Genomic DNA, 20,953 nt, shown 5'->3' on the forward strand with positions numbered 1-20,953 from the left:
TTGGTATCGAACCGCCACTACACAAACGTAGAGTTAGCTTTTTTCAAAACAATCGAGCATTCTCCATCGACAAAGCCAAAAAAGTTTTAGGCTACGAACCACAATACTCTCTTCAAGAAGGAATTCAAAAAACAATCTCTTGGTATCAAGAACAGCAATGGTTATAAATCAACAATATGAATAAAATAACAGAAGCATTAACATCAGCAGAGCTAAAAATCCCTAAAAAAGATAATCTACCAAAGACAGAGTTTCAGGCTGCATTAACCAATGAAAAAAAATCAGCCTTGCAAAAATATCAAGAGTTGATAATCGGCTCTCTTAGCCTTACTTCATTACTTAAGTATGAATTTTTAACTACTTTGCTGGCACCATTACCAGGTGCGGTTGGTCTAGCTTTAAGGAAGAAATTTTACAAATCATTATTCGGCAAAGTCGGACGCAATGTAATTTTCGGGAAATCTTTAACCATTAGGCATCCCCACAAAATTCATATTGGCGACAACGTGGTAATTGATGATTATGCAGTTTTGGATGCCAAAGGAACAGACAACAAAGGAATCTTCATTGGCGACAACGTGATGATTGGTAGAAATACTGTAATTAGTTGCAAAAATGGCAACATAACTATTAGCGATAACACCAATATTGCGATGAATTGCTTTATTCAATCAGCCAAAGAAGTAAAAATAGGCAAAAATGTTCTCTTAGCAGCATATTGTTATGTGATCGGTGGTGGAAACCATGAAACAGACCGAACTGATGTCCCAATTATTGCTCAAGGTCAGATAGTTAAGGGAATCACAATTGAAGATAACTGTTGGATTGGAGCAGGGGTAAATATTTTAGATGGGGTAAAAATAGACAGCGATAGCATTATTGGAGCTAGTGCAGTTGTGACCAAGCCTGTTCCAGAATTTAGTGTTGCTGTGGGAGTACCCGCGAAGATTTTGAAGCTTAGAAAAGATACTTGATATGTAGCACTAATTAATTAAGTAATCAGAAAAAATCAATTTAATATTCGATGAAGGTAGGCAAGAAGCAACAGACAATAGCAAATACAACTAAGTGTTCAGAGAAAATCCGTTTACACCCGTCGCATTGGGGTGTTTATCCCCATCGCATTTGGGGCCAAGGAACGCGCTCTGATGCAGAGCTTCCTTTAACTTCGTAAATATACAAATGATTTTTTCTACCTACTTACTGCGCTTTTCAATTTAATAGAACTTATTTTTATTGAAAGCAATATTATCTCTATCTTCTGACCTGGTGACCTCTGACCAAAATTTATTAATGTAATCTACCCAATAGAAAACTACTGTATATAGCATCAACATAAATTAATTTTAAAATTGCACTCTACTAAAAATTATTGTCTTAGCAAGAATAATTATCAAAAAAATGCCATGGTCAAAAATGAAATCCAGTCAATAAAATCATCATCAGATTATCAACAAGAATTCTCAGAACGTCCCATATTCATCTTTGGCTCGGCGCGATCTGGAACTTCACTTCTCAGTAGGATTATCGATGCCCATCCCAGAATTGCTATCCCTTTTGAATCTCATCTTTATAATACTTTTTATCCGTGGCTAAAGTACTATGGAAACTTGCACCTAGCCAAAAATCGCGAGCGTTTGGTAGATGATATTCTCAGCACTGAAGTTATGAGAGACTGGCATCCTCGTCCTGACCGTCAGCAAATCCTTGAGGCAATTGACAGATTCGACTTCCACGGTATTATCGATGGTCTAATGCGTTCCTGGACGAGCAATGAAGGAAAACAACGTTGGGGAGAAAAGACACCTTGGCATATTTTTTATTGGCGTGAAATTATCAGTGGCTTTCCCAATGCACAAGTGATTCATATCGTTCGCGATGGACGTGATTCAGCACTGTCTTGGAAAAAAGCTCGCTTTGGCCCAAAACACATCTATACCCTGGCTAAAAAGTGGGTTCGGTATCTGGAGATTGTTGACGAGTTGCAAAATACTCTTGATGAACACTCCTTTCTTGAAGTTCATTACGAATACTTACTCTCAGAACCAGAATCGATAGTCCAGAAGATTTGCAACTTTCTTCGAGAAGATTTTTCTCCCGAAATGCTTGCTTTTAACACCAATAGCGCACCGTATCTCACAGATAAACAAAATCAGCAAAATCTTACTAAGCCGATTCTGGTAAATAATACTGGAAAATGGCGTACTGAAATGACAGAACGCGAACTACGTATTTTTGAAGCTGTAGCAGGAGCAACACTTGAGAAATATGGCTACCAAAGGCAATTAGCACAACCTCAAATTTCCCCTTTAGAGGTAATGCAATTTCAGTTTCTCGAACATCCACCACGGAAAATAATAGCCATGCTCCAAAACCGTAAGGGTCATCTAGATGCCATCCGAAGGCTAAATATTTATCTTCGCCTCAGATTAGGACTTTAACAACTGATAGTCATAGTAATAATGGAGGAAATTAATAGTGGCAGAAATTAATGCCACCTTCAATAAACTTGTCAAAGGAGCTGGGTTCTCTTTTGCTGGACAAATCATCAGTACTGGTTTCAAATACTTAACTCAAGTAATTCTGGCTTGGATACTTGGTTCAGAAGTCTTTGGACTTTACACCTTGGGAATGATCGTCTATCAACTCGGAGAACTATTTTCTCGGATGGGGCTAGAAACTGGTGTTGTACGTTATGTGTCAATTTACCTTAATGCAGAGGACAAGGTTCGGCTTAAAGGACTTTTATGGCAAGGGATTATACTACCTTTTTTAAGTGGCATAGTCTTTGGCATCACTTTGTTTTTAACATCCGATTTGATTGCCCAAGGTATTTTTGGGAAACCAGAGTTGACCCCTGCACTAAAGATTGTGGCGATCGCTCTTCCTTTTGGTGCTAGTGTAACTGTAGGGATATTTGCTACTACGGGATTTGAGATCGCTAAGTACAAAGTTTATGTTTGGGAGCTTCTGCTACCGTTTACTAACTTACTAATAGCTGTATCATTCTGTACGGTCGGCTGGGGTCTTTGGGGTGCAACTGTAGCTTGGCTAATTGCTGTTATTGTTTCTTTAGCTGCCACTATTTATTTTACTTGGAGCATTTTTCCTGCTGTATTCAGCAGCAAGATTCAGCCTGTTTTCGAGAGTAAACAATTGCTAGCATTTTCGCTACCTTTATCTTTTGGTAGTTTTTTATGGCTAGTCATGCTTTGGACAGATGCTTTAATGTTGGGATATTTCCGACCAGCAGCAGAAGTGGGTATTTACCGAGCAGCTTCTCAGACAGCACTGTTAATGACTCTGTTTACTCGCTCTCTGGTGACAATCTTCACACCAATGATTGCTAAACTTTACAGTAAAGGAGAATTTGAACAATTAGGCACAATCTTTAGAACTGCTTCTCGGTGGAGCTTCTCTTTGACTTTACCACTTTTCTTAATTGTGGTCGTGACTGGTAAAGATATCTTGGGTGTTTTTGGCACAGAATTTACCATCGGTTGGTTGCCCCTAATAATTTTGGCGGGAGGACAATTAGCAAGGGCAGGTCCAGGAGGATTTGCTATGCATATGCTGGCGATGTCAGGACATCAGTATCTTAAGCTCTTTGGCGATCTTTTACTAGCAATCACCAATATCGGATTAAATATACTGATGATTCCGCGATGGGGAATGATGGGAGCAGCAGTGGCAACGGGAATCAGCATTTTAGGCATAAATCTGCTGCGAATCTTGCAAGTTTACTTAGTTTTGCGCATTCAAGGATTTAACTTGGGCTATTTTAAAACCATCACAGCAGGTACTATTGCTTTCTTAATCGGTTTTTTCCTACGTTCTTGGCTTACATTTGTACCTTATTTTCTGGCATTGCTATTCACTGCTGGGACGATATTTTTAGTTTATGGGACGCTTTTATGGATAATGGGTTTGGAGGAAGACGATCTAATTATCTTCAGAAAGATGGGACAGCGTTTGGGGCTATTGAAGAATTGAAAATGGAACTAATTATATGTTCAACAATAAATAAATAATTAATTATTCATTGATAAAACTTCAAATCTAGCCATTTTTCGATTTAAAACATACTTGCTTTGATCTTACTCTTGGATTATTTCTACAGTTTTTGGTTGATAAACATAAAGGGCTGTAGATTTGCGATCGCATTATTCAAGATGTTCAGAATAGTTTTTTCATGACGATCGTATTGGCAATTTACTATTTTCATGGCAAATTTTTCCAGTAATTGAGGAAATTTTCTATATTGAGAAATAGCGAAAAATAAAGATACTACTATTATGGTTGAGCCACAAAACGATTCAGGTGATCGCTCTAAGATGGGAGAAATAGAAGCTTATTTGCAAGCATATCTAGAAACTGGCTATTTTATGGGTTCTGTGTTGGTTGGTCTTGGGGGAGAAGTATTATTCAGTAAGGGATATGGAATGGCAAATTTAGAACATAACATTCCCAATATATTGCAAACTAAATTTCGTCTTGGTTCTGTTACCAAGCAGTTTACAGCAACAGCTATTCTTAAGCTTCAAGAACAGAACTTGCTCGATATAAATAATTCGATTGCGACTTATTTACCTGACTATCCTTGTGGAGAACAAATTACCGTCCATCATTTACTAAACCACACAGCAGGAATTCCTAACTACACAAATTTTGATGATTTTAGTACTAAAAAAAAGCTGGAAATAAAATTAGAAGATCTGATTGCTAGTTTCAAATATCTCCCTTTAGAATTTACGCCAGGAGAGATGTTTAGCTACAGCAATTCTGGCTATCTAGTTTTAAGCAAAATAATAGAAACTGTCTCGAATCAATCTTATGCAGATTACTTGCAACAGTACATTTTTAAACCCCTAGGAATGAAAGATTCTGGCTATGATTGCCATGAAACAATCTTACTGAATCGTGCTGCTGGTTATATTTTTAGTGGAGAAGAGTACCAAAACGCTGACTTTTTAGATATGTCTTTTCCTTCTGGTGCAGGTGCGCTTTATTCTACTGTTGACGATATTTATACATGGGAGCGATCGCTGTATACTGATGCGATACTCAATCAATCGTCTAGAGATACGATGTTTGCCTCGACAATCAAAGTTCCCACTGATGAAAATGAACTAGCATATTACGGATATGGCTGGTTTATTGATACTCAACATAATCGCCGTCGTATTTCTCATGGTGGAGGTATTGATGGTTTTCGTACTCAATTTGATAGATATCCCAACGAACAAATTGCGATCGCTATCTTGAGTAATCTTCAGACATCCCCAGCAGGCAAAATAGGAAGAGATCTAGCTGCTATTTTATGGGGCGAATCTTATGAATTACCGCAAAAACGAAAAGCGATCGAGATCGATCCTACTATTTATGAAACCTATGTAGGTACATATAAATTTGAGCCTTCTTCATCGCTACCTCCCTCTGTTAGCGACCTCATTTTCACAGTTACAACTAAAAATAGACGCATCTTTACCCAATTAACAGGACAGGAAGTAGTAGAAATTTTTCCTGAATCTCCAACTAAGTTTTTTCTCAAGTTCGTAGATGCTCAACTAACTTTTGTAACCAATAAAGAAAACAAAGTGTCTCAAGTAATTCTCCATCAGAACCGAAAAGATACGGTTTTGAATAGAATTAATTAGTTGAGAGCAGAGCCATATTGTTTCTTTCGCTAAGGCAATTCCCTAATTGAATTATCCACAGCTACGATCTCACTATTGCCAATATTGCCGATCGTTTCAAAATACATTTATCTTTTAATTTCAGCTAATTTTAATACTTTTACCTCATATCATAACCAAACAAATTAGCATCCACTTCCCCTAATTCAATATCAGCTAAATCGTATTCTGCCCAACGTCTGGATACCATATTGGCAGTATCATCATCAGATTCCAGAGGCTCTCCCCATTCGTGATCTGTTTCAGGAGGCATTTTTGTAGTGGCATCAATTCCCATCCGTCCCCCTAAGCCAATTTTGGCACTAGCAAAATCTAAGGTATCAAAAGGAGTTTCTGGAAGTATAAAAACATCACGGGAAGGATCGACTTTAGAAGAAATTGCCCACACTACCTGACGAGGATCGCGGATGTTAATATCTTTGTCGACAACAATTACAAACTTGGTATAAGTAAACTGGGGTAGCGCACTCCAAAAAGCGAGGGCTGCACGTCTGGCTTGACCAGGATAAGCTTTATCAATGGAGATGATCGCAGCTTTGTAGCTTAAAGCCTCCATTGGTAGGAAGAAATCAGTAATTTCTGAGACTTGCTGACGCAAAATAGGAGTATAGATTCGGTTAAGTGCGATCGCCATCATGGCTTCTTCTTTGGGAGGACGACCACTAAAAGTAGTTAAATAAATGGGGTCTTTACGATGGGTTACGGTGTGAAAACGCACTAGAGGAGAATCTTCCACTCCACCGTAGTAGCCCATGTGATCCCCAAATGGCCCATCAAGTAATACTTCCCCTGGAGTAATTGTCCCTTCTAAAACAAATTCCGAATCTGCGGGGACTTCTAAATCTACGGTTTTACACTTAGCTAGTTTGACACCACTACCGCCGTACAAGCCAGCAAATAACCACTCGGATAAATCTACAGGAATGGGTGTGGCTGCTGCCATTATGATAAGAGGATCGACACCAAGAGCGATCGCAATTTCTAATTTTTTTCCAGCTTCGGCTGCCTTTCTTAGATGTCTTGCACCACCTCTAACTGATAGCCAATGTACTGTCATAGTGGTTTTAGACTGCAACTGTAAACGATACACCCCAACATTCGGTGTTCCTGTTTCCACATCTTTGGTTATTACCAATCCCAAGGTAATAATTTTGCCTGCATCCCCACTGTAAGGACGAATCATGGGAATTTTATTTAGATCTAAATCTTCTCCCTCTATTACTACCTGTTGACAAGGAGGGAAAAAATCTCTTCCTGGTTTGGCTTTGATCACATCGAATAATACTTTACCAAAATCAATAGCTTGGGAGAGCTTTTTGGGTGGTTTGGGTTGTTGCAGCATGGCTAACTTGCTTCCCAAATCTTCTAATTCTTGGGGTTGCTGCATATTCATTGCCCAGCAAATCCTTTCCACTGTTCCCATTAAGTTTATTGCCACAGGGAAAGGCGAACCTTTTACATTTTCAAATAATAACCCAGGACCCCCCGCTTGCAGCATCCGATTAGAAATTTCTGCAATTTCCAAATCTCCATCTACCAATGCTTTGATGCGTCTTAGTTGCCCTTTTTCCTCTAAGATTTTAATAAAGCCCCGTAAGTCCCTAGCCATAATTAAGAAATGTTAAAAGTTCACTAACTTTTATTATTAACCTTTTTTAAGTAAGAAGAAAGAAAAATTAAGGAACAAGAAAAAATGAACGAGAAACGAAGAGAGGTTCGCCAGTAGTGAAAGAATTCGCCATTAACAATTAACCACCAACCACTAAGTAGATAGGACAAATTACAGTAGAGAGTGAAGAGCGAACTCAGGAATCGTGATGTCACTGAGTCAGAATGTTTTAAGCGATTTCACACTCTTGTACATATTTACATTTAATTGTGTCAGTCTACTTAACAACCATTTACTAGCAATCTTTCCTTAATTTCTGATTCTTTCCTTCTTATTCTTTACTTTTGTTTCATCCCCCTTAAGACTCCTTGTGACCATAGGAATAAAGCTATCTTAAAACTCAAGATAATTTTGTCTCCAAAATTTGAAAGCAGACCCTATAGAGAGGTATCCTGATTAAAGGTAAACAGTACTCCGCCCTTTATGGACGGAAGGGGCTTACTAGATGAGGACACGAGATTTGAGGCTTCTTCAAACCTATAAGTTGTCCGTCTGGAGAAACCTCCAAAGGCAGCCCCTCAGATTACGTTCACTTCTTCAACACTACATTGCACGGGGATTGACATTTTGGAAACTTATGAATTTGATGTAATTATTATTGGCGGAGGTCCAGCAGGTTGTACCTGTGCATTGTATACGTCACGGGCTGATTTTAAAACAATTATTTTAGATAAAAATCCCGCAGTGGGAGCTTTGGCTATTACTCACAAAATTGCTAATTATCCTGGTGTTCCAGGGGATATTAGCGGAGATGAATTACTTACTGTAATGCGAGAGCAAGCCGTTGAGTTTGGCACAACCTATCAACGCGCTCAAGTTTTTGGGATTGATGTCAGTGGTGAGCAAAAGAAAGTCTATACTCCAGAAGGCATATTTGTTGGTCGTGCTTTGGTCTTAGCTACTGGGGCGATGGGTAGAGTCGCTTCAATTAAAGGAGAAGCTGAGTATTTAGGCAAAGGTGTAAGTTACTGCGCTACTTGTGATGGTGCATTTTACAAGCAAAAAGAAGTAGCCGTTGCGGGGCTAAACCAAGAAGCAGTAGAGGAAGCACAAGTACTAACTAAGTTTGCTTCTACGGTGCATTGGATTACGGTTAAAGAGCCTTCACAAAAAGATGAACACGCTCAGCACTTATTAAATTTGCCCAATGTTAAGCATTGGAATCGCACCCGCTTATTATCTGTTGACGGCGATCAAATGGGAGTAACAGGAGTTACCGTCAAAAGAAAAGGAGAAGATACAGAACAATCTTTAACGGTAGAGGGTGCTTTTATTTATCAAAGTGGTTCAAAACCGATCACCGATTTTGTAGGGGATGCAGTAGAGTTCAATCCTGATGGTGGTGTCAAAATAAACGAAATGATGTCTACTTCTGTTGATGGTGTCTGGGCTATTGGAGATATTCGGAATACCCCTTTCAAACAGGCAGTAGTGGCTGCGGGAGACGGTTGTGTTGCAGCAATGTCTATCGATCGCTATCTCAATAGTCGTAAGTCTATTAGACCAGATTGGGACCATAATTAATTGTTGGTGTTGCCAATTCTTAAACTAAAAAATCTAGCCTCTGTTGCTGCGCGTCTATTGATGCGCTTTTTTTTGTCTGTTGGTGATTGTCTAGTGACTGATACGAATAATTAATTAATTTTGCAGGCTTAGGTCACATCTACAGTCACGTATAGTTTATTATTCTGCTGCAATCGCTTCAATCTCAAGTAACCAGCTTTCATCATAAATCCCCGTAATGATGACAGTGAGTGATGGTGCATGAGAGCCAAGAACCCGTTGGCGTACTTCGCTGTTCTCAGTTCCATAGTCTCTTGAGGATAAAAAGGTTGTGATTTTTACGAGATTGCTAATTGTCATGTCTGCTGCGTGTAACTGGGCTTTAATATTTTCCCACGCCAGTTCACATTGAGATTTGAAATCTGAGGGAGTAAAACCATCTACCGTCTCTGGGATTTGCCCGCTTATAAAGAGTAATCTTTTATAGCCTTCTAGCAAAGTGGCTTGAGAATAGTTTCCTGAAGTCAAGGGAGCTTGATCTGAATTAATGGGCGTGATTGTCATTCAAAACTCCTAGGAAGTAAGTGGCACAACCTTTCATTCTACTGACATTTTCCAGATAACTACTTCATAGGGGATCCTTATTATCAAGTAGAAACTCGACCAATAACACCTCTCTCGCTACGTAAATTGAACTTCTAGTGAGTCGTATAACCGACACTTTACAATAATTTACTAAAACTGATAATCGATCGCTGATCGCTAATGACTAAATTATGACCTCAATTACTGATTTTGCGATCGCAAAATGTCTCACTTGAGAAGGAAAACACAACAATAATATTAGATTGGGTAATTATCAATCATCAAGTTATGCCCACAAACTCATATCGCAATATCTTAACCAGACAATTTTTTTAAAGCATATTGTTTGAATAATTCACATGAAATACTGTTAAGCAAATGAGCTATTTTTGAAACAAATAGCTGCTTCAGTTAAAGATTACGTAAATATACCCTACTCACCCATGACTTTTGTGAAAAAATCGGTAAGAATATGTAGAATAATTCTGACTTGTATACTCGATTCAGTAAATAAACTTAAGTAAAATTAATAGAAAAACCTTGAGGCTCCAAAATGTTCAAGCTGTTCCAAAACATGATGAGTGGAGGTGACTCTGACGAATCAATCAATAAGAAAAAACCTCTTAAGTCTAAGTCATCTTCCTCTGAATACTCGGCTACTTTGTCATCTGATGATGATATAGATTCGTCTATGGAAAAAGCGGAACTTCTTTGGCAGCAAGGAAATCTACGAGAAGCGATCAATTTATACGATCGCGCTATCCAAGAAAATCCTGATTCTTGTGAAGCCTATCAAGAGTTATTAAGTCATCTCAAACAGCAAAATAGCGTTGCCAAAGCTTATAAACAGCTAGCGGAATCTCTTAAAAGACAGGGAAAAAACGAAGAAGCAGCTACTTGTTATCGCCAAGCGATCGTGATTCAAGCAGTAACAAATGAAGTTGAAGAGAAGTACAAAGCAATTTCTGCTTCTCTTCAATTAGTAGATCAAAAAAGTATTGCTAATTTACAAGACAGTGCTTTTTCTTTTCAAGGCTCGATTAAAGAAGCTTCTAAAGAGAGCCAACCTAATTTACTGCAAATTGAACTGCCTCAAGAATATACTCCTAGTATTTCTTCTGCTTTTAAAACTAAACAGCTAGATTCTCGTAGCATTGCTAATATAGAGTGGGAAGCAGCCCAAGCCTTTATGCAACAAGCGTTAGATAGCTGCGATCGCGAAGACTGGTCAGAAGTAGCTAATGCTTGTAAACAAGCAACAAGAGTAATGCCAGATATGGCAGAAGCATACAAAATTTGGGGTAATGCACTTCAAAGGATGAACCGTACGGCAGAAGCTATGGAATGCTACGGTAAAGCAGTTGAAATTCAACCCGATCTCGCAGAGGTATATGCTGGTATAGCTAAATTATATGCTCAACAACAGAAGTGGCAACAAGCAGTAGAGTATTTCCAAAAAGCAGTTATTATTAAGCCTGAATTTCCTGATGCCTATCGCAGTTTAGCTCATGTTTGGGAACAATCAGGGGAGTTAGAAAAGGCTCAAGTATGCAAACACAGAGCGCAAGAGTTAGAAGCTCAAAATCCAGCATTATCAAATGAGGTAGAAGATGGAAACCCTGCTAAAACAACACAAAAATCCCTTGTCGAATCTTCAGAGATCATAGATAATTCTGTAGTTAATTATCACAAACTGGGACAAGATTCTGAACAACAAAATCTTTGGCATGAAGCTGCGGTTTATTACCGTAAAGCTTTAGAACTAAATTTATCTCAAGCTCAAGATTTAGTTTCTTCGGAAACCTCTCTCAAAAACGAACAACAACATCAAGCAAATCAGCTAGCTCGCATCAAAAAAATTCAGCAATTAATCAAAACTAAATCTGGCAATGGAGTATATAAAACTTCCTATCCCAAGGTTGCCGAATCGATAAAGCATGAAACTTTAGCCCGAATCAAAGATTCGATTGCGAGCAAAAATAAGCAGAAAAAAGTAGAAGATAAATTAGACAAAGCGATTGGACACTATCAGAAACAAGCAAGACTAAAGCCTAATTCTGCAAAAGTTCACACTGATTTGGGTAATCTATACGCGAGAAAAAGAAAATGGCAATCAGCAATCTCTTGTTACCGTAAAGCCATTAGAATTAATCCTAAAGAAGCAGAAGCTCAAATGAAACTGGCAAAAATATTAGCCAAAATAGGAGAGCAGGAAAAGTCTGTAGAGCATATGTATTTAGCTTTTACTTTGCAACCCAATCTGGGTTTAGCAGAAGATCATTTTCTCTTAGGTGAATCCTTCAGAAAGTTAGGAAATCGCAACAAAGCAATCTTTTGCTATGAACAAGCAGTTAAGTTACAGCCTCATTTCAATGAAGCTTATCAGCATCTAGGTGAAGTATTACAAGAAATCGGTAAGCCCAAAAATGCGATCGCTTGTTATCAAGCAGCAATACATTATAATCCTCAAAATGCTAATTTCCACTTTAATCTTGGAGAATTACAAGAGAAACAGGGTTCTTGGGACAATGCAGTGAAAGCTTATCGTCAAGTTTTAGAATTAAAACCGAAATATCCTCACGCTTCTCAAAAATTAAACCACGCTTTATCAGAAAAACTCAAACAAGATTTGACATTAAAACGTAAAACATAAAAGTAAACTAGGCGTTGCCGATTTAGCGAACGAGTGCGCGACGGCGAAGCCGAGTCCTTTAGGGGTCTTGGGCGGGGCTTACAAGTTCTGCCGTGAAACGACAGAATCAGCCCCTTGGGTTTCCCTCAATGAGCAACTCGTTCAAGACAGGTATGAAACCGATAGTAATACTGTTCGGAGCTTCCAAGCTCTAAGCTTTAAGCCTCTTGAATATTAATGAAAAAGTAAAATTTTGCTCAATCATACCACCATGAGGCAAGGCCGTAAACTAAGTAGCTCAAAAATCAACCCCCAATCGCCAAATAAGATCGGAGGTTATTTGTTGTGAACACGGGAGTGAAATAGCACACCGCCTGCGTGACGCGCGATGCCCTAAAGGACTTCCTTCGGTCGCGCGACGCTAAGCCAATCCTTTAGTGATGAGGTTTCGCGACTCGTAAAGACAAGTATTACCCCATTTCCTCCCGTCAAATTTAATTTGTGCAGCCAAGAAAAAGTAACTAACGATTAATTATAATTACTCTTAATTTCTGTTTTAATGCAGGTTTAAGCAAACCATTCTTCCACTGCTTCTTCTTTAGTATTAGTATTACGAGAAGGAGTTTGTCTTTCAAAATTCATGTGAACAGAGCGGGTTTGTTCTCCATCCGCAGCCACAGCCACGATAGGATAATCAATTACACCATCTTGGAAAGACATCTGGAAGCGGAAAGTACCATCAGGATTTAACTTAATGGGACGACCACCGACAGTGACAGTTGCATCAGGTTCGGTTGCGCCATAAACAATCAACTCTGCATCGGCTACTAACCAGAATTTACGAGGACGTGCGGGAGGAGCAGAAGCAAAGCCAGCACCAGACATATTCATACCGACACCAGACATACTAATTCCTGATGCAGTAGGTAATGCCCACATACCAACCCCAGAGGGAAAGATATAAGAACTAACCGCTTGTTCTGGTGCTTGCTGCATTGAACCAAATAATGAACCAGCAATTCGCATTGCTTCGACGGACTCTGCCATACCAAAGATTTGGTCGTAAATAGGGTTACTTTGATGATGAGTTGCTGCAACTTCCTGTTTTTTGTTGGGAGGAACAAGATTGACTACTGTCTCACCTCTTAAATTCTGTTCCCAATCAACCTTTACAAAGTTATCTTCTACCCATTCAGAAGGATACACGGGAGGAATCCGAACAGAAGCAGAACGAGCTAAAATTAACCAACGCCCATCAGCACAACGATAACCGATATCCACCATGTAATCGCGATCGCTCACAGGGACAGGTACATACCATTCTCTAGCCATCTCATCGCAGAGATATTCTTGGACATTGTGAGGAGCTTGAGAATTAAGATCGATATCACTAATGTCATAAATTCTGAGAGCTAATTGCTGTCCACCTTGACGGCGGAGTTCCTCTTTATGCTCGTTAGAAATATCCCAATAACAATAAGACCATTGAGGATCTCTAGGCATTAATACAATACGACTTTCTCCATATCCACTAGGAAGCTCTCCCAAATCTTGATCGATGTCAGAAAAAGCATCCTCAATACTGGCTTTTTGACCAACTTCAAATTTTGTAGCTTCCACCTGTTGTTCCTCCTGAACGGGTAACGAATTTTGTTCTAGTTGTTCGTTTTCTCGATTTACTATTTTTGCTTGAATAGCAGCTTTGAGTTGCGCTTTGCGCATTCTGCTATATTTAGAGATTTTTAATTCACTAGCAACTTTTCTGAGTTGTCGTAAAGTCATCTCCTCTAAAGGTCGATTCTGTACCATTGACTTACAGCCTCCAAATTACTAAACCGTAACTAGCTGGCAGTCTTAAGAACTGATCAGTGGTTCGCTTGTAGTAAGCTTTTCCTATTCTGACTGTCTCTTAACTCTGAACTATCTGTTTTTTTATACATTCTTACTTTAAAACGATCCCTCTCTGGGGATCAAGGTTCACGAGGGAGATATAAAGAGGCGATCGACGATTTTATAAGGGTTTTAAGATTTATTAAGTCATTAATTCATGACATTTTGGGATCGTTTAAGCTATTCAACAGAACAGATCGACTATATTTTTGGTATTTTATGTCAAATTGTCATGACATTGTGGGATCGAAGTATTTTAGAATCTCGCAAAGCGATGCATCAAAGGGTTTCGCATTTATTTGGATCGTTGTCTTTTTCAATCTGTTCTAGATCGGCATTCAAAACTTTAATAGTCGAACTCCCTCGATCGACACAAAAGGGAAAGGTTTATATTTTGTTACTTTCCCTTTTGTATTCAATCCGAGTTGTTGTAAATAATCAAAAATAAACCAAATTATTAACAGTTCAAATCGGTTACAGCACCCAAACTACTGGAAGAGACTAACTTGGCATACTTAGCTAAAACGCCTCTGGTATAAAGGGGTACGGGTGGTTGCCATTGTTGTTTACGTCTGCTTAACTCTTCTTCTGGGACATTAAGTTGCAATAGTTTTTGATGAGCATCAATAGTAATGCTATCCCCTTCTTGGACTAAACCAATAGTACCGCCGACTGCTGCTTCTGGGGCAACGTGACCGACTACCATACCATAAGTACCTCCAGAGAAACGACCATCAGTAATTAAGCCTACCGAATCCCCTAAACCAGCACCAATAATTGCTGAGGTAGGAGCAAGCATTTCGCGCATTCCAGGACCTCCTTTAGGACCTTCGTAGCGAACCACAATGACATCTCCAGCTTTGATTTTTCCATCGAGAATCGCATCAAGACATGATTCTTCCGATTCAAATACTCTTGCAGGACCAGTAATTTGGGGGTTTTTAACACCACTAATTTTCGCTACTGCTCCTTCTGTTGCCAGATTACCTTTTAAGACGGCTAAATGTCCTTGCTTATACATGGGTTTTCCCCAAGGACGAATCACATCTTGTTCTTCTGCGGGTGTATCGGGTATATCTGCTAATACTTCAGCAATGGTTTGACCGCTAATAGTTAAAGCATCACCGTGTAACAATCCTTCTTGGAGTAACATCTTCATTACTAAAGGAATGCCTCCAGCTTTGTGTAAGTCAGTAGCTACATATTTACCAGAAGGTTTGAGATCGCAGATTACAGGGACACGCTGACGAATAGTTTCAAAATCATCAATAGTTAACTCAACGCCAATAGTATTAGCGATCGCCAATAAGTGTAAGACAGCATTGGTGGATCCCCCTACTGCCATGATGACAGAAATTGCGTTTTCAAAGGCTTTACGAGTCAGAATATCTTTGGGTAAAATTTGCTGTTTAATGGCTTCTACAAGGACAAAAGCCGACTTTTCTGTACTTTCTGCCTTTTCGTCATCTTCGGCTGCCATAGTGGAAGAATAGGGCAAACTTAAACCCATTGCTTCAATTGCAGAAGACATGGTATTGGCTGTAAACATACCACCACAAGAACCAGCCCCAGGACAAGCATTGCGCTCAATAGCAGTCAATTGAGCTTCATCGATTTTACCCGCGCTAAATTGTCCTACCGCTTCAAAAGCACTAACAACTGTTAAATCTTCTCCGTTGAGATGTCCTGGCTTAATCGTGCCACCATAAACAAAAATCGCAGGAATATTCATTCGTGCAATGGCAATGATCGCTCCTGGCATATTTTTATCACAACCACCGATTGCCATCACTGCATCCATACTTTGCCCATTACAAGCAGTTTCAATCGAATCAGCAATTACATCACGGGATACTAAGGAGTATTTCATTCCTTCTGTACCCATAGATATCCCATCACTAATGGTAATAGTACCGAACATTTGAGGCATTGCACCCGCTTGTTTTAAGGCAGCTTCCCCTCGAATTGCTAGAGAATTAATCCCCATATTGCAGGGGGTAATGGTACTGTATCCGTTAGCCAATCCGACGATCGGCTTTTGAAAATCTTCATCACTAAACCCTGTGGCTCTTAGCATAGCGCGATTAGGCGATCGCTGATGACCTTGAGTAACTACTTTACTACGACGATTATCTGGCATTTCTCTTTCTCCTTCTGGCTGTTAACTAAAGAATGCAAAAGCCCTAGTTATCATCGATCTATCATAGACTGCTTGAACAACGGTAGTGATAACAATTCTTAAAAGTAATGATAATTAATTAAGCTCAGTTACTCAGACAAAAGAGACTTAGAAAACAAAAAACTCGCATTCTTGGATTATCTTGTTATCTATTGATAGAACTTGTGATAGGATTTGCTCCCAACTACCTTTCTTTTAACTGTACCGACTTGTTAAGCCAGTTCATTGCTAAAGAAATTATCAAGTTGATAGTGAGATAAATGCCAACCAGAATTAATAATATTTCTACAGCTTTTCCTGTTTGATTTGAGATGGTATTGGATATAGCATAGACATCATTATAGCCAATTGCGATCGCTAAACTAGAGTTTTTTGCCAAGTTAAGAAATTCACTGGTCAAAGGGGGAATCATAACTCGTAATGCTTGAGGAAAAATTACTAATTGCATTACTAACCCTGGTTCTAAACCCAATGCTCTGGCTGCTTCCCATTGTCCTTTATTAACCGATTGAATTCCCGCACGTACTACCTCAGCGATAAAAGATGCCGTGTAGATACTTAAACCAATCAATAAAGTAGCAAATTCTGGAGAAAGATTAGTTCCTCCTGCGAGCGAGTTACCTTCATATTGTGGAATATTCCAATCAATACCAAAGAAAAAAGTAGCAACAGTAATTACTAAACTAGCTATCAGTAAATTAAGCCAGTCTTGTCCCGATTCACCCATTTCTTCGATAGTATCAACACGTTTTTTCCAGAATAAAACAGCCAAGATAATTGCCGTTAAAATCAAAATAGAAGATAAAATTGTTTGCAAATTACTCACAAACCAAGGAATCCTCATTCCTCTATTAGATAAAAATATAGTGTTGCTAATATTAAAGGCATTTTCAATTCTCGGCAACCTTAAAAATACGGCAAAATACCAGAAAAAAAGCTGTAATAACAACGGTGTATTGCGTAAAGTTTCTACATAAATAGTTGCTAGCTTACGGACTAACCAGTTATTAGATAGTCTGCCAAGTCCTACAGTAATCCCTAAAATAGTAGCGATAATAATACCAAAAAACATTACTTTTAAAGAGTTAATCAACCCCACTAAAATCGCTTTAAAATAAGGATCGCTCGGACTATATTCAAAAGGTGGATTAGCAATAGCAAAAGAAGCAGAGCGAGTTAAAAAATTAAACCCAAAAGTCAAGCCTAATCTACGGAAATTGTTGACTAAATTATTGCCAAAGAAAATAAAAATCGAAATTACCATAGTAAGTATTACTACTTGAGCAATAATGTTGAGAATTCGACTATCTCGCCAAAAAGGTATTTTTTCTGTTTGTGACATATTTTTTAATAATTGAGATCTCAGTTACCATTTAATCTTTAAGCATAGTAGTAGCATATTATGTAAATTAAAATACTGTATTGAGATAAATATGAGCTAATTTAAAACGTAGATACTCAATAGTAAAACGCTAATAAAATTAGCCCTGGTTACTTCGCAAGGATAGTAAGTAGATACACAAAGTTAATTACACATTTTATTATCTTTCTGAATGCGAGCTTCTTATTGCCTTATCACCAGTCCCCAGTTCCTAATCTCACTTCTCAATTCAATGATAAATTTAATTTTGCACAGGTATAGAACTATGTATACAGGTTAGGACATTTTAAAAATTGCTACTTGTGGTGCGACCTTGCGTCGTTTTACGGCGTTTACATCCGTCGCAGTGGGTGTTGTCCCCATCGCATTTGGAGGCAACCGAACGCCCTAAAGGACTCGCTCCCCTAAAGGACTCGGCTTCGCCGTCGCGCGACCGAAGGAAGTCCTTTAGGGCATCGCGTATCGTTGCAAGCAAAGAAGTTAATAGTTTTTTTGTTCTAACCTAGTTTTGTATGGCTATACTTAAGTAATTTCTGAAAAAAGATTCCCCTCTTCTAGAGAAAGAGGGGCTAGGGAGAAAGTTAAACAGGCATACCCAGAATGTCTTCAATCTTAGGCATTTCTTCCAAAGGAATTACTCTTCCTTCATCTTCAAAACCTGCAATTTGATCGAAATTGAGATAGCGATATAGATCGTTTTCAAAAGGTGCAATTTTCTCTTTAACAATTGCCATATATTCTTCCACAGTAGGAATTTTACCTAGCAAGGCACATACAGCAGCCAATTCAGCCGAACCCAGATAAACTTGCGCCCCTTTACCCATGCGGTTGTTGAAGTTACGGGTAGAAGTAGAGAATACAGTCGCATTATCTTCGACACGGGCTTGATTGCCCATACAGAGAGAACAGCCAGGCATTTCGGTACGCGCCCCAGCAGCAGCAAAGATACCGTATACGCCTTCTTCACGGAGTTGTTTTTCATCCATCCGAGTAGGGGGACAGACCCAAAGTCTTCCTTTAACTACTCCTGCATCTTCAAGGATTTTAGCAGCAGCGCGATAATGTCCAATATTGGTCATGCAAGAACCAATAAAGACTTCATCCACTTTATCTCCTGCACATTCTGACATTAGTTTTACGTTATCGGGGTCGTTGGGGGCTGCGACGATAGGTTCTATGATTTCATTGAGGTTAATTTCAATGGTATCTACATATTCCGCATCAGTATCCGCAGACATCAGTTCGGGGTTGGCTAACCACTGTTCCATTTTAGCGACGCGACGCGTAATAGTACGAGCATCACCGTAACCACGGGCTACCATATTTTTAAGTAATGCCACATTGGAACGTAAATATTCAGCGATAGTTTCTTCACTGAGTTTAATAGTACTTCCAGAACAAGAACGTTCTGCCGTAGCATCGGTAAGCTCAAAAGCTTGTTCAACTTTTAAGTTGGGTAAGCCTTCCATTTCCATAATGCGCCCGTTGAAGACATTTTGCTTGTTTTCTTTAGCAACAGTCAGTTTCCCTTTTTGCATAGCTACCCAAGGAATTGCGTTGACAATATCTCTGAGGGTAACTCCTGGCTGTAGTTCGCCAGTGAAGCGGACTAAAACTGATTCTGGCATATCTAATGGCATTACTCCTAAAGCTGCTGCAAAAGCGACTAAACCAGAACCCGCAGGAAATGATATCCCAAGGGGGAAACGGGTATGAGAATCACCACCAGTACCTACAGTGTCGGGTAACAACATTCTATTAAGCCAAGAGTGAATAATACCATCACCAGGACGTAGTGCCACCCCACCACGAGTCGAAAAGAAATCGGGTAATTCTCTATGGGTATTGACATCTACTGGTTTGGGATAAGCTGCGGTATGACAAAATGTTTGTAAGGTTAAATCAGCATTAAAACCAAGACAAGCTAATTCTTTTAACTCGTCTCTGGTCATAGGGCCTGTGGTATCCTGAGAACCTACAGTAGTCATAATAGGTTCGCAAGAAGTTCCAGGGCGCACACCAGATAAACCGCAAGCTCTTCCAACCATTTTTTGTGCTAAAGTGAAGCCTTTGCCTGTATCTTCTGGCATGGAAGGGCGTACAAAGAGAGTAGAAGGCTCAAAACCTAATGCTTCTCTGGTTTTATCAGTTAACGCCCTACCGATAAGTAAGGGAATTCTACCACCTGCACGCACTTCATCTAAGATAGTTTCGGGTTTCAGAGTAAAAGTGCTAATGATATCGCCGTTTTCGTCAGTAATTTCTCCTTTGTAGGGATGAATTGTAATTACATCTCCTGTACTCATCTGAGAAACATCGCACTCAATAGGTAACGCACCAGAGTCTTCCGCCGTATTAAAGAATATTGGGGCAATTTTACCACCTAAGATGTAACCACCAGCTTTTTTATTGGGAATAAATGGAATGGGCATCCCTAAATGCCACAATACAGAGTTAATTGCTGATTTCCGAGATGAACCAGTCCCCACAACATCGCCAACATAGGCTACAGGATGTCCTTTGGTTTTCAAATGTACTATTTCTGCCAAACCCCCAGGCATTTTTGCCTCCAACATGGCTAAAGCATGAAGAGGTATATCAGGGCGTGTAGTAGCATGGGTTGCAGGAGACAAATCATCAGTGTTGGTTTCTCCTGGTACATTAAAAACTGTGACAGTAATGCTTTGAGCTACTTTGGGGCGAGAAATAAACCATTCTCCATTCGCCCAAGAGTCGATTACTTGTTTGGCATAGGGGTTGATATCGGATAGTTCTAAAACATCGTTAAAAGAATCAAAGACTAAGAGGGTTTTACTTAACGCACTAGCTGCTTCTGCTGCAATACTAGGATTATCAGATTTGAGTAACTCTACTAAAGATTGAACATTGTAACCCCCCACCATTGTACCGAGTAAGTCTACTGCACCCTGAGCAGAAATCAGAGGACATTCGATTTCTTTTTTGGCAATAGCGGTTAAAAATCCCGCTTTAACATAGGCTGCATCATCTACTCCTGGTGATACTCTGTCTCTTAAAAGTGTCAGTAATTGTTCTTTTTCCGCTTCGGGAGGTTTTTTTAGCATCTCACAGAGTTGAGATGTTTGTTCTGCTGTGAGAGGAAGAGGCGGTATTCCCATTGCTTCTCTTTCTGCTTTATGTTTGCGATAGGCTTTTAGCATTTAGTGGTTCTCCTCTATATGTATATTTATTGCAGAGTATCTATTGTCTCATTTGATTCCCCTAATCCCCCTGATTAAGTAGGACTTTTCTCGGAAAGAGGGAAGTAAAATTATCGGTCTTCTTTATAATGTATCGAGGATTTTAGGTTATTGGCTATGGGGTTTTTCAGGGTTTGATGAGAAGAAACTGACGTTTTAAGACTTTGTTATATTGCAAATAAAGAGCTTTATTTCACCTA

At 39.2% G+C, this 20,953-nt stretch carries 12 protein-coding genes; 6 read left to right on the top strand and 6 right to left on the bottom strand.

Going from position 1 to position 20,953, the window contains the following annotated elements; genetic code table 11:
* Nucleotides 1-176 precede the first annotated feature (176 nt).
* The 4 genes from H1P_RS09355 to H1P_RS09370 all read left to right on the top strand — a co-directional run bounded on the left by H1P_RS09355 (nucleotide 177) and on the right by H1P_RS09370 (nucleotide 5,657).
* Nucleotides 177-974 carry an acyltransferase gene (locus tag H1P_RS09355; protein WP_144866531.1) on the top strand — a complete coding sequence of 266 codons (798 nt, stop codon included), beginning with the start codon at nucleotides 177-179 and terminating at the stop codon, nucleotides 972-974.
* 432 nt (nucleotides 975-1,406) lie between these two features.
* Nucleotides 1,407-2,441: a sulfotransferase family protein gene (locus tag H1P_RS09360; protein ID WP_144866533.1), complete on the top strand. Its 1,035-nt coding sequence runs from the start codon at nucleotides 1,407-1,409 to the stop codon at nucleotides 2,439-2,441.
* A 37-nt stretch (nucleotides 2,442-2,478) separates the two neighbouring features.
* On the top strand, nucleotides 2,479-3,993 hold the full coding sequence (locus H1P_RS09365) for an oligosaccharide flippase family protein (protein WP_144866535.1): 1,515 nt from the start codon (nucleotides 2,479-2,481) through the stop codon (nucleotides 3,991-3,993).
* A 302-nt stretch (nucleotides 3,994-4,295) separates the two neighbouring features.
* On the top strand, nucleotides 4,296-5,657 hold the full coding sequence (locus H1P_RS09370; RefSeq protein ID WP_144866537.1) for a serine hydrolase: 1,362 nt from the start codon (nucleotides 4,296-4,298) through the stop codon (nucleotides 5,655-5,657).
* A gap of 139 nt (nucleotides 5,658-5,796) precedes the next feature.
* On the opposite strand, the gene H1P_RS09375 is transcribed toward H1P_RS09370, so the two are convergent.
* Nucleotides 5,797-7,305 carry a UbiD family decarboxylase gene (locus H1P_RS09375; RefSeq protein ID WP_144866539.1) on the bottom strand — a complete coding sequence of 503 codons (1,509 nt, stop codon included), beginning with the start codon at nucleotides 7,303-7,305 and terminating at the stop codon, nucleotides 5,797-5,799.
* Nucleotides 7,306-7,932: 627 nt separating this feature from the next.
* On the opposite strand from H1P_RS09375, the gene H1P_RS09380 reads away from it, so the two are divergent.
* Complete coding sequence (locus tag H1P_RS09380; protein WP_144866541.1) at nucleotides 7,933-8,889, top strand: NAD(P)/FAD-dependent oxidoreductase; 957 nt, start codon at nucleotides 7,933-7,935, stop codon at nucleotides 8,887-8,889.
* Between the two features lie 159 nt (nucleotides 8,890-9,048).
* On the opposite strand, the gene H1P_RS09385 is transcribed toward H1P_RS09380, so the two are convergent.
* Nucleotides 9,049-9,432, bottom strand: coding sequence for a RidA family protein (locus tag H1P_RS09385; RefSeq protein ID WP_144866543.1), 384 nt, complete (start codon nucleotides 9,430-9,432; stop codon nucleotides 9,049-9,051).
* Nucleotides 9,433-10,006: 574 nt separating this feature from the next.
* Between H1P_RS09385 and H1P_RS09390 the strand changes: the two genes are divergently transcribed.
* Nucleotides 10,007-12,106: a tetratricopeptide repeat protein gene (locus H1P_RS09390; protein ID WP_144866544.1), complete on the top strand. Its 2,100-nt coding sequence runs from the start codon at nucleotides 10,007-10,009 to the stop codon at nucleotides 12,104-12,106.
* Between the two features lie 546 nt (nucleotides 12,107-12,652).
* Here H1P_RS09390 and H1P_RS09395 read toward each other — a convergent pair.
* From H1P_RS09395 to acnB, 4 genes are all read right to left on the bottom strand, one after another.
* The gene (locus H1P_RS09395; RefSeq protein WP_144866546.1) at nucleotides 12,653-13,894 is read right to left on the bottom strand and encodes a DUF4912 domain-containing protein; all 1,242 of its coding nucleotides are present in this window, start codon (nucleotides 13,892-13,894) and stop codon (nucleotides 12,653-12,655) included.
* Between the two features lie 538 nt (nucleotides 13,895-14,432).
* Entirely contained in the window at nucleotides 14,433-16,115 is a 1,683-nt protein-coding gene (ilvD, locus tag H1P_RS09400) for a dihydroxy-acid dehydratase (protein ID WP_144866548.1), read from the bottom strand.
* A gap of 223 nt (nucleotides 16,116-16,338) precedes the next feature.
* Complete coding sequence (locus tag H1P_RS09405; protein WP_144866550.1) at nucleotides 16,339-17,496, bottom strand: amino acid ABC transporter permease; 1,158 nt, start codon at nucleotides 17,494-17,496, stop codon at nucleotides 16,339-16,341.
* Between the two features lie 620 nt (nucleotides 17,497-18,116).
* The gene (gene acnB, locus H1P_RS09410; protein WP_144866552.1) at nucleotides 18,117-20,714 is read right to left on the bottom strand and encodes a bifunctional aconitate hydratase 2/2-methylisocitrate dehydratase; all 2,598 of its coding nucleotides are present in this window, start codon (nucleotides 20,712-20,714) and stop codon (nucleotides 18,117-18,119) included.
* Nucleotides 20,715-20,953: the final 239 nt, after the last annotated feature.

Source organism: Hyella patelloides LEGE 07179 (assembly GCF_900659865.1).
Taxonomy (GTDB): Bacteria; Cyanobacteriota; Cyanobacteriia; order Cyanobacteriales; family Xenococcaceae; genus Hyella; species Hyella patelloides.

Coding starts and splice junctions, on each gene's coding strand:
- H1P_RS09355 (WP_144866531.1), top strand. CDS start 177: ATGAATAAAATAACAGAAGCATTAACATCAGCAGAGCTAAAAATCCCT.
- H1P_RS09360 (WP_144866533.1), top strand. CDS start 1,407: ATGGTCAAAAATGAAATCCAGTCAATAAAATCATCATCAGATTATCAA.
- H1P_RS09370 (WP_144866537.1), top strand. CDS start 4,296: ATGGTTGAGCCACAAAACGATTCAGGTGATCGCTCTAAGATGGGAGAA.
- H1P_RS09375 (WP_144866539.1), bottom strand. CDS start 7,305: ATGGCTAGGGACTTACGGGGCTTTATTAAAATCTTAGAGGAAAAAGGG.
- H1P_RS09385 (WP_144866543.1), bottom strand. CDS start 9,432: ATGACAATCACGCCCATTAATTCAGATCAAGCTCCCTTGACTTCAGGA.
- H1P_RS09390 (WP_144866544.1), top strand. CDS start 10,007: ATGTTCAAGCTGTTCCAAAACATGATGAGTGGAGGTGACTCTGACGAA.
- H1P_RS09395 (WP_144866546.1), bottom strand. CDS start 13,894: ATGGTACAGAATCGACCTTTAGAGGAGATGACTTTACGACAACTCAGA.
- ilvD (WP_144866548.1), bottom strand. CDS start 16,115: ATGCCAGATAATCGTCGTAGTAAAGTAGTTACTCAAGGTCATCAGCGA.
- H1P_RS09405 (WP_144866550.1), bottom strand. CDS start 17,496: ATGTCACAAACAGAAAAAATACCTTTTTGGCGAGATAGTCGAATTCTC.
- acnB (WP_144866552.1), bottom strand. CDS start 20,714: ATGCTAAAAGCCTATCGCAAACATAAAGCAGAAAGAGAAGCAATGGGA.